The sequence below is a fragment of the Jutongia sp. genome, assembly GCF_057878315.1.
This window is the reverse complement of record NZ_DBLXSO010000016.1, coordinates 20,176-42,649: the sequence shown is the minus strand read 5'-3', so window position 1 is coordinate 42,649 and position 22,474 is coordinate 20,176. Positions and strand designations below refer to the sequence as shown.

Sequence of the window (22,474 nt, the reverse complement as noted above, 5' to 3'; positions counted from 1 at the left end):
AGTGCGCGGTCATCGGCTCATAATGGCATCTACTTGACCAACGTTATTCTAAATTTCTTTTTACAGTTTCTCCCTTTGCATACCGTATAAATATCTCTGGCTTCTGATTTTGACGAATAAAATATCGGAAGCTCATATCCGCAATATGGACATCTCACTTTCTTCTGCTTTTTCTCATCCATCGCTATCACCTGCCATTCTGACAAATGCTGCCTTAAACATCTCAAGGTAGTTCTGTACCTCTTCCGGACTTTTCTGCTTTGCGGACTTGTTTCTCCATTCTCTCCAGATCCGTCTCTGATCATCTGAAAAATGCTTAATCACTTCTTTGTCCGTCTCAGCACGGATTGCCACAACTCTTCCCAGAGCCGTGTCCGGACCAATACCGGAAATCAAAGCAGAAAACTCCAGCCATTTCATTCCTTTAAACTCCGCTGAATAAATACGGATGCCATATTGTTCCAGAACACTGGATACAATCAGGTCCCAGTCCTCGAACAGATCATAGTAACTCTCGCTACTCCCCGCTGGGAGTATCATCATCTCCTCCACGGACCAGATCCATTGCCTCCTCAATCAAAGTCATGAAATCCTTGAAATTCAGATTCAGCCCCTTTAATCTCTCCCTGTCCTCTTCCGAGAAGAGCAGCTCATAGGCTGCCGGCACCGCCTCTGCCTCTGATCTGTCATCAAACAATCCCATCAGCTTCAACATTGTTTCTGCAGAATCGTTCACTTTATATACCTGCCCTTTAATCGTGATTGCAGGACTTTCCTCAAAATTTAACTTATCTGTAATATCAATAACCTTTGCCATGTTCTTCCTCCGTTCCGCCTTTCGGCAATACAAAAGGAGCTGCTGCCGTTTGCTTGGCAGATCAGCTCCTCATCATCTTCTATTTCTTTGATTTTGCAGCCGGTTCACTTTCGTCAGCTACGGCTGCTGGGTTCGTCAGCGACGCCTCCTGCGCCGCATTAGCTGGGATTCGTGACTGTCGGCTTACCGTTCGATACAATATCAAACTCCAGCGGAGCCACATTCGTAGAATCTCCGCCATTGACATTCGTTACATTGATAACCGCCTTATCCCATGCAACTACCGTACCATCCGGGAATGTCCAGTCAAAGTAAACGTATGCATCCTGACCATTTGCCAGCCACTTGCCTGCAACCAGATCGTTACCGGCATCGCCAATGCAACGTTTTCCGCTGACCGAAATAGTGATTGCTTTAGCCGTCTGTAATGCGCTCTGCCATCCCTCCTGTGTAAATGAGTTCCAGGTCTCGACGCCATTGTCGATGGATACCGAGAAGCTTTCGCATTCTGCAATAGTCACCTTATCCGCCTTCGTAGCTCCTACGTGGAACTGATTTTCATAACAAGGAAATACTCCCTCTTTTGCTGCCATGATTATTTCTCCTCCTTCACTTCTTTGCTGCAGTAAAACTCTACTTCAATGACCATCTCAAAAATACCCGATTCATCTGTTCCAACATCCTGCGGATACGGTACCTGCATGATGCAAAATTTTATCTGCTTATTGTTTACGGTTACATCTCTCAGATCCTGCAGGATCCGATACAGCTCATTGGCTATCTGATCTGTCTGTGCAGCGTTTTTGTTCCAATGGATCAAGAAGGATACCGGAAGTACATCGAACGTCATGTTCTCCTGTCCTCCCAGTGGGATGCGAGGCGATCCACTCCTGCGAAGATGATAACAACCGATACTTTCTTCATGCTTTGTGTCCATCTTTCCCATGTAGCAGCGTTCATTTTTTACAATAGCGAGTTTTGCCACATAATCTCTGATATCCGATAAAGTCACCATAAACCTGTCTCCCTTCTGTAGTTCTTTTTGAAGGTATCCCTCGCAAATGTCTCGTGTTCCCCGCCCTTCATCCACGGTTCATACCACTTACCTCTTGCATTCGGGTTCTCATCCTTCGAGAATTGATATTCCGGATGATAATACAATCGTCTGGCATACGGGGTATCTGATACGATAGAGCAGCTTCCCTGACTACTGTTGCTGTAATCCACAAAGGTGCTTTCATTCTGCAAAGCTCCGGTATCTCTCGGCATTACCTGAGCCTGCACAATTTCTGTATGAACCGCCTCTGCGGTCTTTTCCAGAGCCCTGATGCTTGCCCTTGTCAGCTTCCTTATTTTGCCCTGATCGATCTTGATCGTTGAATTCACTGCCATTACATCACATCCAATTCACTGTAATTTACTGTTCCATCCGGGTTTCTGGCTTTTCTTCCCTGGAATATTCTCCTCTTCTCCCTGTTTATCTCAATGGTTCCTCCACTGAGATTCGGCAGATCTGGAGCGATATCTCCCGGAAATAAAGCCACCCCCGACAACTGGATCAGCTTTTTCTCTGCTGTCAGCACCGTCTTAGCGCTGTCCTGATAGTTACATGTTGTTTCAATCTCCTTTGCTATTACCGGCTCACCGTACACGCTAAGCTCCTCCTGCTCCAGAGATACTTTTACCGGCGTCTTACACTGACGTTTCTTTACCAGACACGGATAACGCACACTGCCACCTCCTAAATCATTCTGCAGCACAGCCCTGTCTTATCCAGCTCCGCATAAATGTCGGTTCGGATCACAACGCCCTGCACCTTCGTGACATTGACTCCACTTGAGAAGGTCATGGTCACACCATTGATTCCATAGGATGACAACATAGACTCCAGCTCATCCTGATTCTCATAGATAAAATCAGCCAGCATGCAGGTCACATACTGAATCTGATCCTGCTGGAATGCCGTGAGACGGTCGAAACCAATCTCACGGATTCTGCAGAATGTCAACGTATCGATCTGCCGGCTGGCTTTCTCTAACAGTCGTGTCAGTTCTTTCTCTCCGATCAAAGAACCGCCGTAGGTTTCCGTGTAGTATTCCTTATCGGCATACATCCGCATCCCTCCTAGGCGGTATACTCAGTGGTATCCACATCTGCAAAGATAGAATCGATCTTGCCATCTTTGCCATTCGGGAACACAAATACATCCGACAGGGAACGGTTCTGATACAGATATCCATCTCCCTCTGTATGGGCTCCCGGTGCGAAATAATAAATGCTGGAGATCTTCGGTACCGTCTTACAGGTCTGTCCGCATGCTACCAGCACATTGATCTTATGCGCACCTGTCACGGCTTCTACTCCGTGGCTGCTGTCTGCTGCCACCTTCTTCAGCGGAGCAAATCCACCAGCTTCCGTATCCCAGTCAAAGGCATCATAGAATCTCTCATCATCTACGACCTCCATGATCGGCACACCGTCAATTTCAGTTACACGGGTCTCAATTCCCATGCCGCCCTCTGCGATCTGAGTCATCTCAATCTTACGGGTAAACTCCGTAGACTGTTCCAGAGCATCCATGATCTCGCTGCGGACATACATGATCAGAGCACCATTCGCCTTATAACGGCGAAGCTTACCCTTTGCCAGAATATCCTTAAGCATGCCAAAGACCTTCGCCTTGGTATACGCAGATGTCGCCGTGGATGAATGATATCCATCCGTCTCCTGCGCTTTCTTTGCCACCTTTGAGAAAAACAGTGCATCCGTCTCCGGTACCACCTGTGTCTGTTCAAAGACTCTGCTGATATTCTGGATGGACGCTGTCTCATTGGTCTCATCCACATCTGCCTTGTCCACCAGAAAAGATACATCTCGATCATGTTCTACCGTGTACGCTACATCTGTCTGAGCGTAATTTCCACGATTCCAGCCACCATTACGAGCATGGTTCTTATAACCACTCACGCTCATCTGAGTAAAATGAAAAGTCTTTGCATCCAGCCATTTTACGTTGCTTGTTACAAACGGGGAAGTCAATGTTCCCTGCATCAGGATCTCCAATAATTCCGGACTCCACTGTTCTGCATAATTTAATGCCATATTATCACCTTATTTCACCTTTCTTTTTAATTAAAACGATTCCAACGTTTTGTCGGGATCACCGGAGTAGCCGACTGCTGCCCTGCGGTGCTTGTCTGGCTGCCGGTCTGTCCGGCTCCTACCTGTACAAATCCCTTGGACTGCCCCTCCAACTTTCCCTGCTTAAGCGCCGGAACATCCTCCAGTACCTTGTTGATTGCTTCCTTGAGTTTATCTGTGTCCACCTTACCGTCTGCCACCGCTGCAGATGTATCCACCAGCTTCATCACATACGGAATTGTTTTCACATCAAGCCCCATCTCCACGCCGATCAGCACGCCCTCCTTCTCAATCTCAGACGCAACTGCCAACTGCTGTGCCTGTACCACCTGTGCCTGTAAGGCAGTCGGATCCGGTTCGGATTCCTGTTTCTGCTTCTTGTATGCACCAATGGCACTGTCCATTTCTTCCTTACTCAATCCCTGCTTCTTGAAGTAATTCTTCAGCACGGTATCCTCTGCAACTGACTTTTTTCCTTCGATCACGCTTGCAAGCTTCTCATAATCAATCTCCGGTGTCTTTGGCGGTTCCTGCTGCCCCGCCTGCGGTGCCGGTGTGCCGTTCGGCTCCGGCTGTCCGCCGGCATTCTGACCACTTGGTTCCGGATCAGCAAAAAGCTGCAGATTCATTGGTAACATGTTCTTTCTCATAATTTATTGCTCCTTTCAGTTGTAGGGGTGTCTCCCCATCCAGTTTTACGTGTGTCTCACTCAGTTTTGTTCTCAGGTGTCTCCTCGTAGTTTATCCCCGAACAAAGTGTTCGGTTCGCCTTCGGGCAGAGTTGCAATATAAAATTGCAATAAAAAAACACCCTTTCGGATGTCGTATACTGTTTTACCCACAGTTGGGAGATATTGGATCACCTCCTAATCTATAATTTTCCAATCTTCAGCGAGCACATCAGTCTGTGAAGCAAGCCACGGCACTAATGTTCTATTCGCACACTTCATAACAATAAATTCCTGCAAGTCATTAATCTCTTCTCCTTGTCCTCGCTTTCTCCGGATATCCGGCATATATTTTTTCATTAAAAAAGCACCCTCTTCGGATGCTTAAAATCTCTTTATTTTCACTTAATCCTCTCGATTCAATTCTTCTTCTGTCAAGGGGATCACTCTTTTTTCTCTTTCTGCTCGTCTTCCAAGACGAATAAACTTCATCAGAGTTTCTCTCGCTTTTTTTCTATCTTCCTCTGTCTGTTCAAATTCTCCTACCGTCTCAAACTTCGGAATATCCTGCCGCAACATTCTTTCTCTTTCTTCGGTATTTAATCCTTTGTATATATCCTCATAAGCCATAGTTATGCCTCTTTCATTTTTCGACTGTGATGTTCTTCATCTGCAGTTATCCTGCCTAATATTTTCAATTTATTCTTTCCCGCCATTATTGTTTGAATAATATCTTTCACTTCTTTTTCTTATGAACTCTGTCCATTCATCTCTTTGCTCTTGCGGAACTCTCTGCCAATAAGATTCGCGAATAAAAGAGCATTGATCCGTATCTGTTGGAATAAATTTCTTTTCCATTGGCGGTTCAACGCAATGGCACAATCTCGGATCAGCATCCTTCAGATGACATTCGCCACAAATAATCTGTAATTCAGGGTTATCCCATGAATACTTATCCATTCAGTATCACCTCGCACCATACTTTTAAATCTTTTTCTTCTGGAAATATAGGATTACTTCTGTATTCTGCTTTAATTATCCTATATGTATATCCTTTTTGCAACAAAAATTCTTTTTCTAGTTCATTATGGGCCTCATGTGCAATATATGCTCCATGTGTGCCTTCTGGCACTCTTATAAACAATTCTGCCTGATTTTCACCGACACCACTAAAACCACCTTCTTTCATTGGTGACGTTGCAACAAATCCAGCATCTGAAAACTCTTGACCAGTCAAAACACTTGGGTCACTTTTCCAATCACCCACCATCTTTTGAAATATCTCTTTTGTCCCGGTTCCCCTTCGGACTATAATTTCTTTTGGTGTAGCGGTTTTATTAAGGACTGTCTCAATATTCTTTGCAGCATTTTTTGAAATATCATCAACATTTATGCCAAATCTTAAATAACGATTGATATTAACATAAGTTGTACCACTCCAAAGATTCAACGCACCAAGTTCTGTGTCTGTTGCCACATCTAATAGCTGACTTAAAAATGGCTTCATGGTGCTCTCTGACTGCATTTTGAGCAAAGTCTCCCAGTTACCAGCGCTCTCTGACATTTTGGATAATAATTTCTTTTCTGTCTTTCCTGATATTCTTTGCAGTTTACTCCACTTACTCATATCATCAGACGTTCCATTCAGCATTATATTCGCCAGATTACCATACTTCTTTAAAAGTGTTATCTGCTCATTTTCAGCTTCAATCTGTAATTTTGCATTCTCAGCTTTCTTTGTCTTATCTAACCACTCTTTTCTCCGAATTGCATACACCCGTTTATTTTCCGGATCTATCGCACACCGTTCCAGACGATCAAACTTCTCCTCCTGTCTCTCGGCGTATTGCCGCCTGGCTTCCTGCTTTACATTCTTCTCTACAGCTGCAAGCTCTGATTTCTTCCACTTCTTATCCGGAGGTGTGGATATCCCCGGAAAGTATGTGGTATGGGAATCTCGGCAATTCGGATGATATAGTCCAGCTTTCATCGCCTGGCTGATCAATGGGTACCCCATTTTCTTTGCTTCTGCTGCCGTGCCTCCGGACCACACATCATCAATCATCACTCTGCCTACCCACGGTAGACATAACGGACATGGATTTCCACGTTTATTGATGATAACAGTATGTATGCCCCACTCCTGCCTCTTGGCTCCCTCTCCTGTAAGGTATGCTCTAAGTCCTGCCGTCTTGAGTGCCATTCTGGCATAGGATTTTATATTGACCTGCTTACCGTCTTTATACCGAATGCAGTTAATTCCTGCAGCAGCGTAGTCTTTCACTGCCATATCGACTGCTTTCTCATAGGTACCGGCTCCGCTGTTTGCATATACCTGTGCATTAAAAATTGCCCGGCGAACTTTATCATCATGCATTCGCAGGATTGCATTCTCAGCACGCTTCATATCACTCTCTACGGCATCCAACAGGGCGTTCATCTTCCGGTCATTGACCCGAAAGAATTCTCCCTGCAGCTTATCCGTTGCCCGGTGCAGCTTAGCACCCTTGCGGATTGCCTCCAGTATTTTCTTCTCCTGCGCCATTTTCCCTTGAGCATTCGCCTGCAGGATCGCCATCCGCATCTTGGAATTGATCGCCTCATACCGCTCTTCCAGTTTTCCTTTGTGTTTTCTGCGGTATTCTTCCAGTCCGGCAAGCTGTTTCGCCTGCCACTGTTCCCACTGAAAGCCCTCTTTCGTTTCCTCTACACGGTGCCGTTTCATATTCCGCATCATGGAATCCAGCAGCTCATTTTCTATGGCCGCAAATGCTTTCCCCACATCATAATCCATATTCTCCATGGTGATATCTCCTATCGGTTAGAATGTACCTTGAAGCCCTGTGATTTAAACTGTCTGGTTAATGCCTTTAGCTGCGTGACGGATTTGCACCGGTCGCACCGCAACTCTGCGTAACCGGTCTTCTCTACCGCATAGATCCCAAAAGGTACCTGTTCCGATGCAACCTCAAGAAGTTTCTGATACTCCTTCCGGGACATTCCGTACATCTTTTGACTTACTTTTACTTTCACCTGTCATTCCTCCCTCGCTCTCTGCTGCCGACTGTTTTTTCACTTCAAGCCCATCCATATTCAACGCCGGCTCTTCCATCGTCTCCACTCCATCTCTGGCGTTTAAACGATTGATCTCTTCCTGCTTCCATTCCTCTGTCTTGGTATCACCATACAGCTCATCCACAACAGCCTCATTGGACATAATGGCACTGGACTTAGCTTTCCCCACAGTCTCAATCTGTGATTCGAACGATGGATTTGCATAATCACCAAACTCCACCGATATTTCTGTCTCCTCCACCGCTACCTGATTCAAGGTATCCAGCGATTTGAATACGATATTGATCAGCTCCGGTATTGTGGTCTGCAGCGCATCGATAATCTTACCTCTGGTGTATAGCGTGGTCTTTTCTTTCTCACGCTGTGCCTCGGCATTATCCAGTTTCTTCACGTCAATTCCGATGGTCGAAGGACTGATAATTCCCTGCAGGCAGAGATCCAATGCGGTGATATATGTGCTCAGATACGACTCATGGGGAATGTTCGGCTGTGTAACCTCCACCTTGTCGGTATCATTTTCTCTCATTCCTCCGTCCATTGTGATAAATGTGTTGTCGAACGGGTTAGGCTTTAGAAGTGCTCCTGTTTCCGGATTCTTAGGAATAAGGTCCTGCGGAATATACTTTGTTGCACGTCCGTCTCTCATTGCCTGGATCCACTGGCTCCATACTTCATCCAAAGAATCAAAGTCATCTGTTTTACCGTCAAAGATTGACTTGCCTCTTCCTTTCGTCCGTGGGTTGCTGTAAATATAAAAAGGCACCGCCATGCAGAACGAATCATCAAAGCGGATATCTTTCAATCCGGCTAACGCAGAGACGTTCTTCAGTTCTGCCTTTTGTCCATTATGCAGAAGCTCATTCCGGATATATCCATAACCATAATGCTCCTGCAACTCATATTGTTTATTGCCTTCTTTGTAGGCAGTCTTAAAGACCACCTCTTTCATCCGCCCCCGGTCATAGATGATATCGATCCGGTCTGCCGGGTACCATTCTATGATCGGATACTCACTCATCCTGGTATCCAGTGAAATCTTAAAGGCTCCATCCCCCAGATATAATGTCTGGCTGACTGCCTCCTCCAGCAGGGACTTAAATTTATTCTCTCGGCTGATCTGCTGCCATGCGTCCTTTCTTTTGTCCGGCACAGTGACTTCATCAAAATCCGTCATAATAATACTGGTCAGCATATCTACCATGATCGCAGGCAGGCCGATGTGCATCTTGCGGATCTCTCTGCCTGTACTGCTTCGTGCCGCCCAGAAGCGGAGTCTGTTCTGGCTGCTGTCAATCTGACTGTATAACTGTGCCAGCTCATCGGGATCTCCCAGATACCATATTCTGTTTTTGATCACATTTGCCTGAAAGTCCATCGTCTCCTGTATATTGAAACTATGCACGTTTGCCGGCGTGATCTGCAGCCAGCTCTGCATTCTCTGTTTTACATTCTCACTCATTCTGTTAAACCACCTCATCTATTTCCTCCATCGCTTGCCAGCGCTACACAAAAAACTATGGTTACGCATATTATGATCAAATGTAATGTGCTCATGATCGTCCTCCTATCTTGTGCTTGTATGGAATCCATGCATACTGTGTACTGTTGATCATGTGATCGTTTGCGTCTTCCGGCTCCTCATCCTTATCCTCTTTCCAGCTGTAGTTGTCCAGTTCCCGGATGTAGTTCACACAGGTATCAACCACCTGATAGCGCGCCTGTCTTTCCTCGTTATATGCCATCCAGCCAAGCTGCAGCATAATACGATCAATGATCGTTACTTTCTTGTATGCATTGTTAAATATATAAAGGCATTCCGGGTGGGCACGTTTGTACTTTGCGCATTCCGTCAATGTTGCCTGATCTGCACTATCCACAAAAACATTCCTTGCCTGACCTCCCCATTCCTTTCGATTCCTCTCCAGAAATGCCACATAATTGACTACGGTATCGCTCGGAGCGATCGGGACCGTCTGACTGGCGTTGTTGTAAACTCTCTCATCCAGTACAATGCACCGCCCTTTGTTCGTGATCCCAACGAAGCTCATAGCAATGGTATCTGGGGATGTCGTAGAGTACGCCGTATCCAGCCCGGAGGTAAAGTATTCAAACCATTCTGTCTGCTGCCCTGTGCTCCGGATATATTTCTTTGCCTGTTCCTTCGTGATGACATGGTGCTTTTTGCTGAAATTACAAAAGACAAGACCGGTTGCCTTGCCTCGTAACCCCTGTATTTTGTTTTTATACATCTTCGTCCCTCTCGGAACGGCATCGATCTTTTCCTGAATGTCCTCCGGTGTCATGGAAGCATTGTCATAAAATGTGAAATACCAGTGTACATACCCCTTAACCGGTTCTTCCTTCAGCTCCGCAAGAAGCTCCACAGGATAATCTGCGGCATATCTCTTCAAAGGACGGCTGTGATTGATGAATTCTTTATACACTGGCTTATCCGGCGCATCCGGGTTGGAGGTAGTCATCATATACTTGCATCGGTGGGTGATCTCACGCAGAAACTCCATATCTGCCGTATTTACCTCATCAATGTATACGCAGCCGGATTGTGAACCAAGAACCTTTTTCCAGCGGGCTTTGTTATCAAAGCCGCATACATAAATGATCTTCATTCCTTTTCTTGTCCGGTACTTGATGTGAGGGAGGCTGATCTTTCCCTGTCCTTTCGGGTAATAATCTGCCAACCCTTCCATCTGGGCGATCAGGCCAAGCTCTGAATTGATCACGTTTTTCTCCACGGTACCCAGATCTGCTCCGGCAATCACATGAAACTTAAGATCGGAGTCTGCAACCATCATCATAAATTTAAAGATTCCTACCGTGGTCTTGCCTGCTGCCGTGGTCCCTTCCAGATAATCCCGCCTGGTTCTGGTAGTCAGGAAATCTTTAAACTTTGGCGATAATACCAGTTTCATATTCTCACCATCCTCACTCCATCACTTCATCCGGATCCACATCATGCAACTGCTTCAGAATCTCTTCCACATTGTTCTCTTTCTCCTGAAGCTGTTCCTCATCTGCCCGGCTGCTGTCTTCCGCTTTCGCTTTCAACAGTTCAATCTCTGCTTTCTGCTTCTCTGTAGCCAGACTCATATGATCCGCCAGCCATTGCAATGCTCTCATCTTATCCAGTAACTCCACACTATCCGTCTTACCGAAGCTGACCTTCTTCACAAGTGTTCCATCAGCGAACGGATTGTTCAGGTCGATCTTATTTCGCTTCGGATCAATGTAATCCTTTGCATCTGCATACAGGATATCAATGTATTTCTGCACGATATCCTCCTCAGAAAGCATCTCCCGGTTGAGACGTCCCTGTTTGAGATTGTTAATTTCCTCTTTCACCTTAACATTTCTTAACATTCGCGAACCTGCTGCCGCCGCTGTTTCATATTCGCAATCATATGCTTTCATGTACGCCTTCGTAGCGTTAAAACTGCGAATATAATAAATACAGAAAAGCCTTTGTTTCTCAGTCAGATCCGAATTATCCGCCAGATTCACCACTTCCTCTGAAGGAGGCGGACTGCTGCCGGACATTTTGCATCCTTTGGAATCTGATTTTGTGTGCACCCTTTTTGTATTTTTGTGTGCACCTTTTTTTGCATCCCCGGATCTGTCCCAAGCATATCTTTTTTTCCAGCTCTTGACCGTATTCAGTGATACGTTGTATTTCTCTGCAATGTCCTTATACTTCATCCCGGACATATAATCCGCTTCCGCCTTTATCTTGACATCTGACATTTCACCACCTTCCCCACGAAAAAAAGACGCATTTCCTTCAAAGGAAATACGCCTTAATGAATTATGACAAAAACTAATTGTAAAAATTTTAACACGTTAAAAAGCATATGTCTAGGGTCGCAATTCGGGCAATATTATATCGCATCGGACCCAAACAGATAAACAGCCATCTCTTTGATGATCTTGCTTTTATACGCTCGGACGGTCTTTTCGTTTAGATTGTCCGAATATCCGTTAGAGCCAGCAAGCATTGAAGCAATTTCTTCCCAAGTATACTTTTCACCACCTGCCTTGTGATTGAAATACCGTATCTCAATAATTTCATAGCCTTTCATTTCTTTGATGTGCTCCAACGCCGCTTCTACTCGCTTCACGTCATTCAAACTTCGATGATACGAGTCCATCCGGTCACGCAGCTTTGTATCATCATCCACCGGTCCTCCGCCGTTTTTTATGTATGAGGTGATCGACTTACTTTTCCTGTGCAATGCAATCTCAAGGTATTCCTGCTCGTTCGAGACATGTTCCTTGAGAACGTTGAAACAATACAGGATCTTTTCTGTATTCTTAAATGCTTCCTTGGACATTGCCTTTTGACGATCAATCCATGAGATGGAATTCATCTTTTGGAACACCTCGTCTATTGTAGCCAAGATCGTTTCCTTTGTCTCCTTACTTACCATTGTGTCTACTCCTCCATCTGTTTTGTGGTATCCGTCCGCTCCACCCGGATACCGCCTTTTGATCCTGTTTTAATGTCTGCCTTTGTTACATCATCAATCTTGACCGTGATGCTGCTGATATCTTCATCTGCGATCAATTCCACTGCTGCCTTCGGGAATTTCTTGACTACATCCGACTGGTCACGTTCAAATAATGATCTGACCCGCTTCCGGCCTTTTTCTTTCTTAAGCTTATTCAGTCGATACCAGTCCGCTTCGGGGCACTTACACATTTCCGTTGCATATTCATTCTTCTCTTCGTCCAGCCAGTCCTCTGGTACCTCTATGGCTGTGATCTGTCCACAGAATTTACAAACTCCCTCTGTCGGCACCAGAGACATATGCTGCAATCTCATCTTCTTTACTTCCTCGCTTAACATCTGCTGCCCTCCTGTTCCCATATTATAATAATCGCATCTATCACTGCCTGCTGCTTCTTTTCACCAATGCCTTTGATCTTGCCTATCTCGTCACGGATCTGATCGATCGTCGGCATTTTGTTGTGTATTTGATCTGCCTGCTCTTCTCTTGCCCCGGCATCATAGCCGGACCAGTAAACACTTTCTATGTAGCACTTCATTGCGTGATGATCCATGCGTTTAATTTTCTCATATTCTTTCCTGGTTAATTCTTTCTTTGCCATGCGACCCTCCTTTAGTTAAACGGCAGCTCCTCCTCGATTGCATCCGGAATATCCATGAAGCCGTCTCCCGGATCAGACGCCGGCGCCGGTCTTGGTGTGTTTCCCGTACTGCTTCCTCTGTTTTCATTCTGTGCTGCTGCCGCTTTGCTCTCGGCAAACTCCTGTTCCTCAACAATGACCTCTGTGGTATAAACCTTATGGCCGTCTTTATTGGTGTAGCTTCCGGTCTGGATCCGTCCAACTGCCACGATCTTGGTACCCTGATGAAGATAATTCTCCGCAAACTCTGCTCCCCTGCCGAATACGACACAGTTGATAAAGTCCGCAGTCTGCTCATCGCCCTGACGCTTATATCTGCGGTCGACTGCAAGGGTATATCTTGCAATCGCTGTTGGTTCATCGCCGGAGCTGTATCTGATCTCCGGATCACGGGTCAAACGACCCATTAAGATTGTTTTATTCATGATCTCCCTCCTTTTCTCATTAACGCCTCATTCAATAATTTCGCAAGCGTTATAATTGCTTCTTTTTCTGACATAAAGCCCGTTTTGTGAGCTAGATCCATCTGTTCTTTTGCAAAATCTTCATCTGTTCTTTCTTTTAATGCCTCGTAAATGCACTTTGTAATCTCTGAATACTCTGTAAGCAATTCTCCTGCTGGGCCATTTGCCATAACTGTTCCTTTTTCTGCTTTAATCATTGATAATCTCCTTTACTATCTCAATTGCACTCTTCCCCTGAATGGTGCTTCCTGTAATGCATAATCATTTAAGTACGATACCAACTTATCCGCATCAATTAACCGCATTCTTTTTCACTCTTCTCAATTCTTTTTTCTGCCATATCATCCCTCACTTTCCTGCCGTAGCCATTCCAATGTGCATTGATAACAGTTTTTTATTCATTTCTCCGTTGCATCCGCAACTCTTAGTAAATGCCACATCGTACTCTGCTGGACACATAATAAATATTGCTAAATCTTTGTCCGACATCTGTTTGATTCTTTCAGCATTAGTCATTCTTCGCACCCGCCTTTACTATCTCGATTGCATCATTTGTGGCTTCTATTTTGTAGCCGTATTGCAGACAATCTCTGTCTTGTAATTTTTGTAATCTTTGATACAGAGATAGTCTTTCTTTCAACTGTTTCACAACCCAATCCACATCATATGCTACTGGTACATTTTTAATATTGTTAGCCTCTTTATACCCTTGATTGTACCCCTCTATATTTCCAATCTTTCTATGCTCGTTTTTTAATTCTCTAAGCATTTTCAGCTCTTCTAGCCACTCAGCCAGTTGCTTATTATAGTCGCTTGCATACGCTCCTTTTAGGTCGTGTATTGCCAAATCCAGCGTCATTCTTTCCACCGTCCTTTATTATCTTAATTGCTCTCTCCAGTCCTCTGTGGAATAGATCATCATATTCTGCATCCAAGCAGGGACTGACATCGTTTACATATGCTTCAAAATCTGCGTAAGCATATTCTTTTTCCTCTTCCAATTCGTTGATCACTTGATCCACGGTGCAGGTTGTCGGAATCCATCTGCTGCCCTCCAGCTCCTTTATGATCTTCTGCTGCGTTGGAAGTGGTATGGTGCTGTTTTTAATCTCCAATATTATTTCTTTTAATTCCTGATCTGTCATAATTACCTCTCATTTCGTTATTGCAGTTTATATTTGCCGGATCCTTTTCAGGACCCGGCTGTGATTCTCCTGTTGATCTGCTGCCAAATTATTTTTCTTTCACAATGGTATTATCTGCTCCGGAAATTGTAATCCATCCGTGCTTGAGGCGGGCTTCCGCTTCTTTCATTTTAATCAGCTCGTCCGTAATGGAATTACTGAGCTTCTTGTTTGCTTTGGCCTCCGCTTCTGCCGATATCAGCTCCGCATTTGCCTTTGCTTCTGCTTCGGTCTTCTGTACTTCTGCATCTGCCTTTGCCTTATCAATGGCAGTCTGATTATTAATTTTCTGGGTTTCTGCTTCCTGCTGCGCCGTAATCTTAGCGTTGATAGCTTCTCTGGTCTTTTGGTCTACTGTAATATCGATCAAAGACACGTTGCTGATCGTGATGCCATATTCTTCAAACTTATCAGCCAGATATTCAGTCAATGCCGTATTGACATTTGCCCTCTCAGATCCTAAAATGTCCGATACCTTATACCGTGAAATCACCTCTTTGGTCCAGGAAACAATATTCGGCTTGATAAACCTGTCTCGAACATCTTCACCGTTCTGTCCCTTAAATCTGGTAAATACTTCGCTTACCTTATCAGCCTTAAACTGATACGAATATGTAAGATCAATCTGCAGAGCTTTTCCTTCTGAGGAGCTCGCCGAAAAGCTTTCGTCCTTTTTGGAGTCACCTTTCTTCTCCTTCGTCAGGTATGACTGCTCCAGTCCTACGGTATACGTTTTTACTTTCACTGTCGGCGCAGTAATATGCCAGCCCTGTCCCAGAACCTTCTCTTCCACGCCTTTGTTAATGTTGTACTGCACGCCCACATATCCGGCCGGAATGACCTGAATATTAATCGCAAACATTACAACCACCAGCACCATAATAATTCCTGCAATAACTCCTCCAGTTTTTGTGTTATTCATTGTTTGTCTCCTTTTCTTTTTCTTTTATATTTTCATCTGCTAACCTCTTTTTCAGCATCAGGTAATATTCCCCGATTGCCGGAAATAAAGGTAACAGGAGAATCCATGTTATCGCCATAATGCATATGACTAATATTCCCAGTGTTAAATACATCTTGTTCTCCTTTCTCTGCTGCCCTTGGCAGCGGATGTACTATTCTTGCATATATTTCGTTTGCCATCACCTCCGGATGACGGTTTTCATACGCCTGCCTTGCCGTTACACTTGCTTCGCAGGCGTGCTGATATTTACTCCATAAAATCAGCTTGTTCAAATACTTACCATCCTCTTTGATCGTTCCGTTGTATTCGCAGTCCGGGCGATCACAATGAAAGCAGTCCGGCCACTTGCAGTCTGTTAATTTTCTGCTCATGTGATCACCTTTTCTTCCTGCTGCCGTCCATGTTGTATTCTGACCGGCTCTTGTAAAAGCTGCATTTTTCCTCGCAGCTGCAATAAAGCTTCTTCAACGCTCTGCACCGGCTCTGGATTGGCTTGTTGCTCATACCATCATAATGGATACAGCACATCTTGATTTTTGCCATTGTCTTTCTCCTTTCGATAATTTCAATAAAGTCTTCCGCCCATCAGCCGGCGGATAATATCTTCTCTGTTCATGGTGCCGTCCGGATTCTTTTGAACCTTTGAAAAATACTTCTCTGCTTTCTTCCGGCTCATTCCGATCCGGTCAGCTACCAGTTCCACTGACTGCTCGTTTTCCGGAAATAACACTTCGTATTCCTGCTGCAACACACACTTCAAGCGCTTGTCCAGCGCAGGATTCATATGTACCCCTTCCGGAGACATGTTATGATGATACGGGCAAAGCCGTATCAGGTTCATTGTAATGTCCGGTCCGCCCTGGGAGCGGAACACAATATGGTGACTGTGACATCCCTCATGGATGCAGCCGGGGATCTCACATCTACGCATCGTCTTCCTCCTTCGTGTACAATGGACTGCTGCCATCGAGAACACTTTGTTCGGTTTCGGAGAGTATGAGACCATATTCTTTCAAAATATCTGCCATCTCCATCAGTGCTTTTCCGTCTTTCTTGTCGTAGCTGCCATCATAATATGCAGAAGACTTGTACTTTATTGCATCCCATGCAAAGATAAACATCTGGTCCGTTATCGATAATGAGGCTGTTTCTTCTTCTACAATTCTTTCGTACTCTTCCTCATCATCCTCTTCCGGTTCATCCCAATCAAAGAAATCCCACAGAGTTTCATAGCTTGGTGCTGCTTCGCATTTCACCATAATCTTCCACAAAGCTTCTGTGTGTTTTTCCTTGTCGGCAGAGTTTCCAATCTGATCTGTTACAAGTGTGTTTACCACTTCCTTCATCCGCTCTACAATATGACTACACTGCGCTTTCAGTTCCGTTGTATTTTCATTTCTCTTTTTTCTTTCCAGTTCCTCCGGAGACGGCTCTCTCTTCTCTTCCTCCTGCTTCCTCTTTTCCAAGATATATACCCAGTCATATTCCTCCAGCCAGAAAAGCGATTCGATATCCGGCTGGTTTTCAATATCCTTGATCTTTTGGTCAAATTCTTTTTCCATATGGGACAATGAAACACTTTTCACCGTGTTCCAACCATATGACCATGTTCTGGTTCCCTTGGGTGCTTTGGGAATGCCGAGTTTTTTCACCGTCTCGATAAACAGATTTAATCTGCGTTCTTTTTCAATTTCCTGCACGGCATTTTCGATCAGGTAGCGGAGATTTTGACTATCCGTGGCATTCTTCAGCACCTCGCTCCTCTTCTCCGCACTCTCAATCTTCTCCAGAGCGTACATATCTCCGAAACTCAGCTGAAAGCTCTCGTCTTTCACTTTCTCCTCCACCGTTTCCGGGTCCAGTTTTGCGATATTCAGCCGGTGGTAGATGGTGCTTTTACTGAAGCCGGTCTTTTCCTGGATACCGTCTACGGTATCTCCCAGATCTAACATCATCTGAAAACTGTTCGCCTGCTCAGAAATGCTCAGATCGTTCCTCTGCATATTCTCCTCCAGCATAACGGCAATTTGATCCTTTTTTGACATGCCTGTGACGATCCTGCACGGAAGTTTTTCAACACCTGCCTGTTTGGCTGCCTCCATCCGGCGATTGCCGATCAGTACGAGGAATTTCCCGTTCATGTCGATCTCATTTATGCTCGGCTGCTGCTCCACCGGAAGATCTCTGCACTCCACCGGGATGATCGTCAGATTCTGCATAATGCCTTTCTTACGGATACTCTCTGTAAGCTCTGACAGATCCCCGAACTCCTTTCTTGGGTTGTCCGGATGATGCACCAGTTGGTGTACCGGCATCTGCAGCACTGATATTCTTATATTCTCCATCTTTCTATCCTTTCCGCCGTCTTCGGCTATCTCTTGTCATCAATCGTCTTTTCCCACTCCTGCGAGTTTTGTTCGCCCTGCTGCCCTTTTTCCCTCTCCTTACGCATCCAGTCCGTATAACAATGATGTTGTTCCGGTACTATGCGAATGGCATGACCTGCTGCCGCTTTGAGAAGCTTGTCGATCAGGTCAGCGTTCTTCGTCGCCTGATACTCCCGCGATGCTGCCGACTGGAACCGGCAGAGGTTAAATCCCCCGGCGAGATACCCGCTCGCCGCATGAATCTCCAGATTATAATTTCCCCTCAGATGGGACAGGGCGATTCTGGAAATATGCAGGATCGCACGGTTCTGGGTGGTGTTCATCACCTCGCCGTGATGCACGGCGGTGTAGGTCCGTCCCTTAAACAATGTCTCCAAAACAATCGAATATACAGCATTTCCTTTTTTCAGAGACCCCTTCCATTGCATATCTATGTATATTTTTACTTGTTTTAAATTGTCCGTTTTAGCATTTGCTTTATCGGACGCCGTTTTTGTCTCCATGGTTTTCACCTCTTTTTTCTTTAATCTCGAATATATGTAAAATCCTCCCGTCAGGTCAGATATATAAGTCTTGGAATCAATATACCGGCAGGAGCCCTGAAAGATCTTCTCCATCATCGGACCCATATCGTCGCCAGCGAGAACCAGATCCCGCATCTTCCGGCGTGTAAGCTTTGTCACATTCTCCCGAATGACCGGTTTCTTTAAATTCCGGGAATGCTGGATCAGATGCCTTCCGCTCGATTCCAGCTTGCAGATGTAGCGTGCAAAGCCCTCCAGCCCAAAGTCATCGTCTGGATCGGCATACTTACTCTCAACTCTGCCTTTTGTCCATTTGCTTTCTGCCACGTCCCTGTCCATGGCTGACATGATCAGATGGTGGTGGATCCGCACCTTGTTGGTGGGTCCATCCACATACTCGATCACATATATATATTTCAACGGCGTCATCCCCTGCTTTCTTCGATAACGACCGATGGCTGCTAAATAATTCTTGATATCTTTCCGGGCACGGTCCAGAGACGGATACTCTCCATCCTTATATGTCAGCGTGACGATCAGATCACCGACCCGGAAATTTGTGTTGATGATCCGGATATATTTTTTCTGGCGGTTCTTCTGATTGAGACGCTTCTGTGTCTCCCGGCTGGTTCGGTACTTCCCCGCTCTGGGTACATCCTTCCGGTTTAGGTAGACCGGATAGATATTGCTCTCCACATAGTCTCCGGATATGATCCTCTGCAGCATGATCCGGCAGGATGCCAACGCCTTCATGCGTCTATCCACCCTCTCTGCTGCCGTCTCTTCTCCCAGTACGGAGCTGTCATAACAATCCTCTATATTTAACTGCCCGTCTCTGCTGACCGGCAGTGGACTTATTTTCCATTCTTTCCCGTACACATCCTCGAAGTCATATTGATGATATGTGTGTGTGTTCTTCATACGGCAAATCCTCTGTGCTTCATTTAGTAATACTAATTACAAGGACGCCAAAGGGCTTATAACCCTTGGCTTTCCTTGACTTTTTGCCACTTATGCCGTATGATGAGTTTGTTGATATGTCATACGACATTTTCCGAGGGCGGCTCTGCTATAGCTGCTCTCTTTTTTCTTGCCCTCTGCCGAATGTGCTGCAGGCTCTCCTCGTCCCGATACGACAGGATGATATCCTGTTTCGGTCGGCGGTACTCCTGCCGGAGCTGTCCATCCGGCAATGCATAATAATCAAAACAGATCTGTCCTCTATCCACCGTGCCGATATATTCCAGCTCTGCCGGTATATATGGACGCACCGAAGGGACGTCCTCCTGATCTACTCTCTGCTGCCATTCCGGCGAAAGCTTGTCCGCCTGCTCTGCCGGTTTGGTACCGGCGGCGTAAAAGAGTCTAAAATCCTCCAATATATCCCTCCTCAAATTCAGGCGGAATCTGGATTTGCAGAATAGCTGCGATCCTTGCAACCTTAGATGCATCGTCACTCTCATCCACCACTACCTTTGCGACTGCCTCAAGCAGGTATTCCTTGCACTGAAGAGTGCTGTAATACTCAGTGTCGATCTTTACTTTCTTTGTCTGTCTCTTTGCTTCTTTATTTCTTAATAAATTCATCATATTTTCCTTTCCTCGCCGGGCACAACAAAGGATATATCCATTTTTGTTTATGGCATCAAACTTGGTCTTTTTGTTGTAAATTGTTGTTAAACTATAGGGAGGTTTGGATATATCCTCTGTTGCACCCGGCGTCATATCTTATATTTCTCTTGTCTCCGGATCTGCTTCACCAAACTGAAAGTCTGCTCTTCTCTTCAATTCATGAGGAAAATAAATCTCGTACAGATCCAGCCATTTATCTTCGGTCGCATTTCCGATTGTATGAATCCCGCCGTTCATCTCATCCTCTAAGATGCGTACAGCTTTGTTCTCCAGCCAATCCCAGCTTGATACTCCAACCACATCCATGATCCGCATAAGAGCTACCACTCCTCTGGCATCTCCTTCAAAGATCGTCGCTCCAACATGTCCTCTTCCGAGCGGATAGCCAGAGATTATTTTTGTAAAGTGTTGGTTTTCTCTCCATCCCTGCAGCCACAATTCAAACTGCAAGCGACCATAATCATCAAATTCAATGACGGCTTTTGTGATCACTGCCATACATGTCTCTTTCATATGTTCTTTCCTTTCCTGCTTGTCCGGCAGGCACAGCGGAGGGCGCATCGTGTCGTTTGTAGAACGAAATGTTTGGGGTAATCTGCAATTATTACTATAGGAGAAGGATTCTGATACGCCCCCTGCTATGCCTGCCGCTCGCCTTTATGCTGTTGTCTTTTTACCTGATGGTGTGACTCTGGTATATCCAAGCCCCTCCATCATTGCGTCTGCCAACTGTTCCGAGAAATTCTTCCGGATAAGGTCCTGTTCCTCCTGAGGTAAATCTTCCACGTTGACATATTTACCATCCCGTGGGATGAAAAAACGGTTCTTTACCTCTGGTTTTGCTTTTTTTGCCATATTTATCACACTCCTTCCCTTTATCCTATGTTGATGGGGTTGTTCGGGTGTTGATCCCTCCCCTTCAACTAATCCATTACATCTCTTGCGTTTTCATCTTATTTGTCCTATAATTACTATTTCAAAGAATATATAATACAAGGAGATAACAATGTCTTTACCAACATTCCAGCAATTAGAAACTTTACTCAATTCTGTAATCAGCCCCGCCTTATCACTTTTTATTTGCTTTATCACCCTGACATATCAGTATTTTTCAAGCCAAACACCAATTGCCAAAGAACGACTAGAACTGGCCTATCATCCTCTTTTTCTTAGCGTTGAACCCTTTTTATACAAAAAGGTTTCTTTCCAAGATATAACTCCCTTCATCGAAACATTTCTCCAGATAGAAAAAGATCACTCGCTCCTGCTCTATCCATCTCTCCGACAACATATGCATCGAATTATTGACAACAAAAAGCTTTCCTGTAAGATAAATGATTATGATATCGACGACTGGACTCTCATTTGCAACTATATATCTAACGACTACGATAAACTCTGCAAGCGAGCTCATATTCCTTTGCGTAGCACTGCTTATCGTCTGAACTATCGCCAGTATTCATCAAAATTTCGTATGATTGCCGGATTATTTACTCTAAATCTTCCTCCCTTAATTGCTTGTTCGTTAGTTTGTTGGATATTTAATCCTCTTTTTTCGATACTAACAACTTTGCTGATGTTTATTTTCCTCGTTTCATATCTTGCTGATCACTGACCTAAAAGGATATGAGCGATCTGACATAATTGATCAATATCATCAGCATGACCACGATATAAATAAACTCCACATTTCGATTGTGATCTGGCATTGCTCCCTTAAGGCATGCACATAATGCAGTGACTGACAACATTTTCATTATTGTGGCTTCCATCTCTTCTACCCCTCCTCTCATTACCTTTCTAATCCAGATTCTGAACCAACATTTCCAACGTAAGTTTTGCTTTCCCTGGTTCTAATCTTGAATTCACATCAATATTGTAATTTTCTACATATCGAAGCTCCTTATCATCAAGTTTGATTTTGTACCCTCCATCGTTTTCTTCTACAGAAAGCTTCATTGGATTTTTACCATCCGTCTTTGTTTCCTGATCTGATTCCGATACTGGATCAACACTCGGCACCGAAACGCTGGTTTCAACAACCATCACCCGCTCCTCGGTAACTACAATTGCTGTATGTGGGTGGTAGTTCTCTTTCAAATAATCAATTAATGGTTTTGACATTTCTAAAAGCTTTTCATGTTCATTCATTTTTGTTTCACCTCTTAATCTTTAAAATTTATATCAAATTTAATTTGATTTCCTAGGCAAAAAAATATTGTCTAGGGGAATCTTATAGAGCTCACTTAACTGTCTACTCTGCTGCATTTTAGGCTCTGTCTTTCCATTTTCCCAGTTATTAATTGTCTGTTTACTTACAGATAACGCCTTAGCTACGTCATATTGTGTCATTTTTGCATTGACTCGAGCCGCCGCTAAACTAATTTGTAGCTTCTCCAACGTTCTTCACCTCCTTGTCTTGGTTATAAATATAAATCAAATTAAATTTGATGTC

Annotated in this window: 37 protein-coding genes; 1 reads left to right on the top strand and 36 read right to left on the bottom strand. The window is 44.7% G+C overall.

What is annotated here, in order from left to right; translation table 11 throughout:
* Positions 1–174: 174 nt before the first annotated feature.
* From ACZLMD_RS05660 to ACZLMD_RS05495, 34 genes are all read right to left on the bottom strand, one after another.
* The gene (locus tag ACZLMD_RS05660) at positions 175–540 is read right to left on the bottom strand and encodes a Gp15 family bacteriophage protein (protein WP_489495286.1); all 366 of its coding nucleotides are present in this window, start codon (positions 538–540) and stop codon (positions 175–177) included.
* On the bottom strand, positions 518–817 hold the full coding sequence (locus tag ACZLMD_RS05655) for a hypothetical protein (protein WP_489495285.1): 300 nt from the start codon (positions 815–817) through the stop codon (positions 518–520). Before ACZLMD_RS05655 ends, ACZLMD_RS05660 begins: the two co-directional genes overlap by 23 nt.
* A gap of 158 nt (positions 818–975) precedes the next feature.
* Entirely contained in the window at positions 976–1,410 is a 435-nt protein-coding gene (locus ACZLMD_RS05650) for a phage tail tube protein (RefSeq protein WP_489495284.1), read from the bottom strand.
* 2 nt (positions 1,411–1,412) lie between these two features.
* Positions 1,413–1,832, bottom strand: coding sequence for a minor capsid protein (locus tag ACZLMD_RS05645; RefSeq protein WP_489495283.1), 420 nt, complete (start codon positions 1,830–1,832; stop codon positions 1,413–1,415).
* A complete protein-coding gene (locus tag ACZLMD_RS05640; protein WP_489495282.1) occupies positions 1,826–2,209 on the bottom strand; it encodes a hypothetical protein in 384 nt (127 codons plus the stop codon). The genes ACZLMD_RS05645 and ACZLMD_RS05640 overlap by 7 nt, the downstream gene beginning before the upstream one ends.
* Positions 2,209–2,547 carry a hypothetical protein gene (locus ACZLMD_RS05635; RefSeq protein WP_489495281.1) on the bottom strand — a complete coding sequence of 113 codons (339 nt, stop codon included), beginning with the start codon at positions 2,545–2,547 and terminating at the stop codon, positions 2,209–2,211. Before ACZLMD_RS05635 ends, ACZLMD_RS05640 begins: the two co-directional genes overlap by 1 nt.
* A gap of 11 nt (positions 2,548–2,558) precedes the next feature.
* The gene (locus tag ACZLMD_RS05630; protein ID WP_489495280.1) at positions 2,559–2,930 is read right to left on the bottom strand and encodes a head-tail connector protein; all 372 of its coding nucleotides are present in this window, start codon (positions 2,928–2,930) and stop codon (positions 2,559–2,561) included.
* Positions 2,931–2,941: 11 nt separating this feature from the next.
* Positions 2,942–3,919 (bottom strand): hypothetical protein, encoded by a 978-nt coding sequence (locus tag ACZLMD_RS05625; protein WP_489495279.1) that lies wholly within the window; start codon positions 3,917–3,919, stop codon positions 2,942–2,944.
* Positions 3,920–3,945: 26 nt separating this feature from the next.
* The gene (locus tag ACZLMD_RS05620) at positions 3,946–4,608 is read right to left on the bottom strand and encodes a hypothetical protein (protein WP_489495277.1); all 663 of its coding nucleotides are present in this window, start codon (positions 4,606–4,608) and stop codon (positions 3,946–3,948) included.
* Between the two features lie 216 nt (positions 4,609–4,824).
* Positions 4,825–4,986, bottom strand: coding sequence for a Thoeris anti-defense Tad2 family protein (locus tag ACZLMD_RS05615; protein ID WP_489495276.1), 162 nt, complete (start codon positions 4,984–4,986; stop codon positions 4,825–4,827).
* Positions 4,987–5,031: 45 nt separating this feature from the next.
* Positions 5,032–5,256, bottom strand: a complete 225-nt coding sequence (locus ACZLMD_RS05610; protein WP_489495275.1) for a hypothetical protein — start codon at positions 5,254–5,256, stop codon at positions 5,032–5,034.
* Between the two features lie 69 nt (positions 5,257–5,325).
* A complete protein-coding gene (locus tag ACZLMD_RS05605; protein WP_489495274.1) occupies positions 5,326–5,586 on the bottom strand; it encodes a hypothetical protein in 261 nt (86 codons plus the stop codon).
* The gene (locus tag ACZLMD_RS05600) at positions 5,579–7,429 is read right to left on the bottom strand and encodes a phage minor capsid protein (RefSeq protein WP_489495273.1); all 1,851 of its coding nucleotides are present in this window, start codon (positions 7,427–7,429) and stop codon (positions 5,579–5,581) included. Before ACZLMD_RS05600 ends, ACZLMD_RS05605 begins: the two co-directional genes overlap by 8 nt.
* Before the next feature lie 11 nt (positions 7,430–7,440).
* On the bottom strand, positions 7,441–7,659 hold the full coding sequence (locus ACZLMD_RS05595) for a hypothetical protein (RefSeq protein ID WP_489495272.1): 219 nt from the start codon (positions 7,657–7,659) through the stop codon (positions 7,441–7,443).
* Positions 7,595–9,178 carry a phage portal protein gene (locus tag ACZLMD_RS05590; RefSeq protein ID WP_489495271.1) on the bottom strand — a complete coding sequence of 528 codons (1,584 nt, stop codon included), beginning with the start codon at positions 9,176–9,178 and terminating at the stop codon, positions 7,595–7,597. The genes ACZLMD_RS05595 and ACZLMD_RS05590 overlap by 65 nt, the downstream gene beginning before the upstream one ends.
* 73 nt (positions 9,179–9,251) lie before the next feature.
* Positions 9,252–10,631 carry a terminase gene (locus tag ACZLMD_RS05585; RefSeq protein ID WP_489495270.1) on the bottom strand — a complete coding sequence of 460 codons (1,380 nt, stop codon included), beginning with the start codon at positions 10,629–10,631 and terminating at the stop codon, positions 9,252–9,254.
* Between the two features lie 13 nt (positions 10,632–10,644).
* Positions 10,645–11,460 carry a terminase small subunit gene (locus ACZLMD_RS05580; protein WP_489495269.1) on the bottom strand — a complete coding sequence of 272 codons (816 nt, stop codon included), beginning with the start codon at positions 11,458–11,460 and terminating at the stop codon, positions 10,645–10,647.
* 134 nt (positions 11,461–11,594) lie between these two features.
* Positions 11,595–12,143: a hypothetical protein gene (locus ACZLMD_RS05575; protein ID WP_489495268.1), complete on the bottom strand. Its 549-nt coding sequence runs from the start codon at positions 12,141–12,143 to the stop codon at positions 11,595–11,597.
* 5 nt (positions 12,144–12,148) lie between these two features.
* On the bottom strand, positions 12,149–12,562 hold the full coding sequence (locus ACZLMD_RS05570) for a hypothetical protein (RefSeq protein ID WP_489495267.1): 414 nt from the start codon (positions 12,560–12,562) through the stop codon (positions 12,149–12,151).
* On the bottom strand, positions 12,556–12,825 hold the full coding sequence (locus ACZLMD_RS05565; RefSeq protein ID WP_489495266.1) for a hypothetical protein: 270 nt from the start codon (positions 12,823–12,825) through the stop codon (positions 12,556–12,558). Before ACZLMD_RS05565 ends, ACZLMD_RS05570 begins: the two co-directional genes overlap by 7 nt.
* A gap of 11 nt (positions 12,826–12,836) precedes the next feature.
* On the bottom strand, positions 12,837–13,289 hold the full coding sequence (locus ACZLMD_RS05560) for a single-stranded DNA-binding protein (protein WP_489495265.1): 453 nt from the start codon (positions 13,287–13,289) through the stop codon (positions 12,837–12,839).
* A complete protein-coding gene (locus ACZLMD_RS05555; RefSeq protein ID WP_489495264.1) occupies positions 13,286–13,525 on the bottom strand; it encodes a hypothetical protein in 240 nt (79 codons plus the stop codon). The genes ACZLMD_RS05560 and ACZLMD_RS05555 overlap by 4 nt, the downstream gene beginning before the upstream one ends.
* A 311-nt stretch (positions 13,526–13,836) precedes the next feature.
* Positions 13,837–14,187 carry a hypothetical protein gene (locus ACZLMD_RS05550; protein ID WP_147403684.1) on the bottom strand — a complete coding sequence of 117 codons (351 nt, stop codon included), beginning with the start codon at positions 14,185–14,187 and terminating at the stop codon, positions 13,837–13,839.
* Positions 14,132–14,473 carry a hypothetical protein gene (locus ACZLMD_RS05545; RefSeq protein WP_489495263.1) on the bottom strand — a complete coding sequence of 114 codons (342 nt, stop codon included), beginning with the start codon at positions 14,471–14,473 and terminating at the stop codon, positions 14,132–14,134. The genes ACZLMD_RS05550 and ACZLMD_RS05545 overlap by 56 nt, the downstream gene beginning before the upstream one ends.
* Positions 14,474–14,561: 88 nt before the next feature.
* A complete protein-coding gene (locus ACZLMD_RS05540; RefSeq protein ID WP_489495262.1) occupies positions 14,562–15,434 on the bottom strand; it encodes a prohibitin family protein in 873 nt (290 codons plus the stop codon).
* Positions 15,435–15,466: 32 nt separating this feature from the next.
* Positions 15,467–15,847, bottom strand: coding sequence for a hypothetical protein (locus ACZLMD_RS05535; protein WP_118560363.1), 381 nt, complete (start codon positions 15,845–15,847; stop codon positions 15,467–15,469).
* 4 nt (positions 15,848–15,851) lie between these two features.
* The gene (locus tag ACZLMD_RS05530) at positions 15,852–16,019 is read right to left on the bottom strand and encodes a hypothetical protein (RefSeq protein ID WP_489495261.1); all 168 of its coding nucleotides are present in this window, start codon (positions 16,017–16,019) and stop codon (positions 15,852–15,854) included.
* Positions 16,020–16,041: 22 nt separating this feature from the next.
* Complete coding sequence (locus ACZLMD_RS05525) at positions 16,042–16,407, bottom strand: HNH endonuclease (RefSeq protein ID WP_178413784.1); 366 nt, start codon at positions 16,405–16,407, stop codon at positions 16,042–16,044.
* On the bottom strand, positions 16,400–17,821 hold the full coding sequence (locus ACZLMD_RS05520; RefSeq protein ID WP_489495260.1) for a ParB/RepB/Spo0J family partition protein: 1,422 nt from the start codon (positions 17,819–17,821) through the stop codon (positions 16,400–16,402). The genes ACZLMD_RS05525 and ACZLMD_RS05520 overlap by 8 nt, the downstream gene beginning before the upstream one ends.
* 26 nt (positions 17,822–17,847) lie before the next feature.
* Positions 17,848–19,308, bottom strand: a complete 1,461-nt coding sequence (locus tag ACZLMD_RS05515; RefSeq protein WP_489495259.1) for a rolling circle replication-associated protein — start codon at positions 19,306–19,308, stop codon at positions 17,848–17,850.
* 119 nt (positions 19,309–19,427) lie between these two features.
* A complete protein-coding gene (locus ACZLMD_RS05510; RefSeq protein ID WP_489495258.1) occupies positions 19,428–19,766 on the bottom strand; it encodes a hypothetical protein in 339 nt (112 codons plus the stop codon).
* Positions 19,753–19,977, bottom strand: coding sequence for a hypothetical protein (locus ACZLMD_RS05505; protein WP_489495257.1), 225 nt, complete (start codon positions 19,975–19,977; stop codon positions 19,753–19,755). The genes ACZLMD_RS05510 and ACZLMD_RS05505 overlap by 14 nt, the downstream gene beginning before the upstream one ends.
* A gap of 138 nt (positions 19,978–20,115) precedes the next feature.
* The gene (locus ACZLMD_RS05500; protein ID WP_489495256.1) at positions 20,116–20,532 is read right to left on the bottom strand and encodes a hypothetical protein; all 417 of its coding nucleotides are present in this window, start codon (positions 20,530–20,532) and stop codon (positions 20,116–20,118) included.
* Positions 20,533–20,676: 144 nt separating this feature from the next.
* Entirely contained in the window at positions 20,677–20,874 is a 198-nt protein-coding gene (locus ACZLMD_RS05495; RefSeq protein ID WP_489495255.1) for a hypothetical protein, read from the bottom strand.
* Positions 20,875–21,025: 151 nt separating this feature from the next.
* On the opposite strand from ACZLMD_RS05495, the gene ACZLMD_RS05490 reads away from it, so the two are divergent.
* Positions 21,026–21,634: a hypothetical protein gene (locus tag ACZLMD_RS05490; protein WP_489495254.1), complete on the top strand. Its 609-nt coding sequence runs from the start codon at positions 21,026–21,028 to the stop codon at positions 21,632–21,634.
* A 185-nt stretch (positions 21,635–21,819) separates the two neighbouring features.
* On the opposite strand, the gene ACZLMD_RS05485 is transcribed toward ACZLMD_RS05490, so the two are convergent.
* Complete coding sequence (locus tag ACZLMD_RS05485; protein ID WP_489495253.1) at positions 21,820–22,170, bottom strand: hypothetical protein; 351 nt, start codon at positions 22,168–22,170, stop codon at positions 21,820–21,822.
* A gap of 39 nt (positions 22,171–22,209) precedes the next feature.
* On the bottom strand, positions 22,210–22,419 hold the full coding sequence (locus ACZLMD_RS05480; RefSeq protein WP_489495252.1) for a helix-turn-helix transcriptional regulator: 210 nt from the start codon (positions 22,417–22,419) through the stop codon (positions 22,210–22,212).
* Positions 22,420–22,474: the final 55 nt, after the last annotated feature.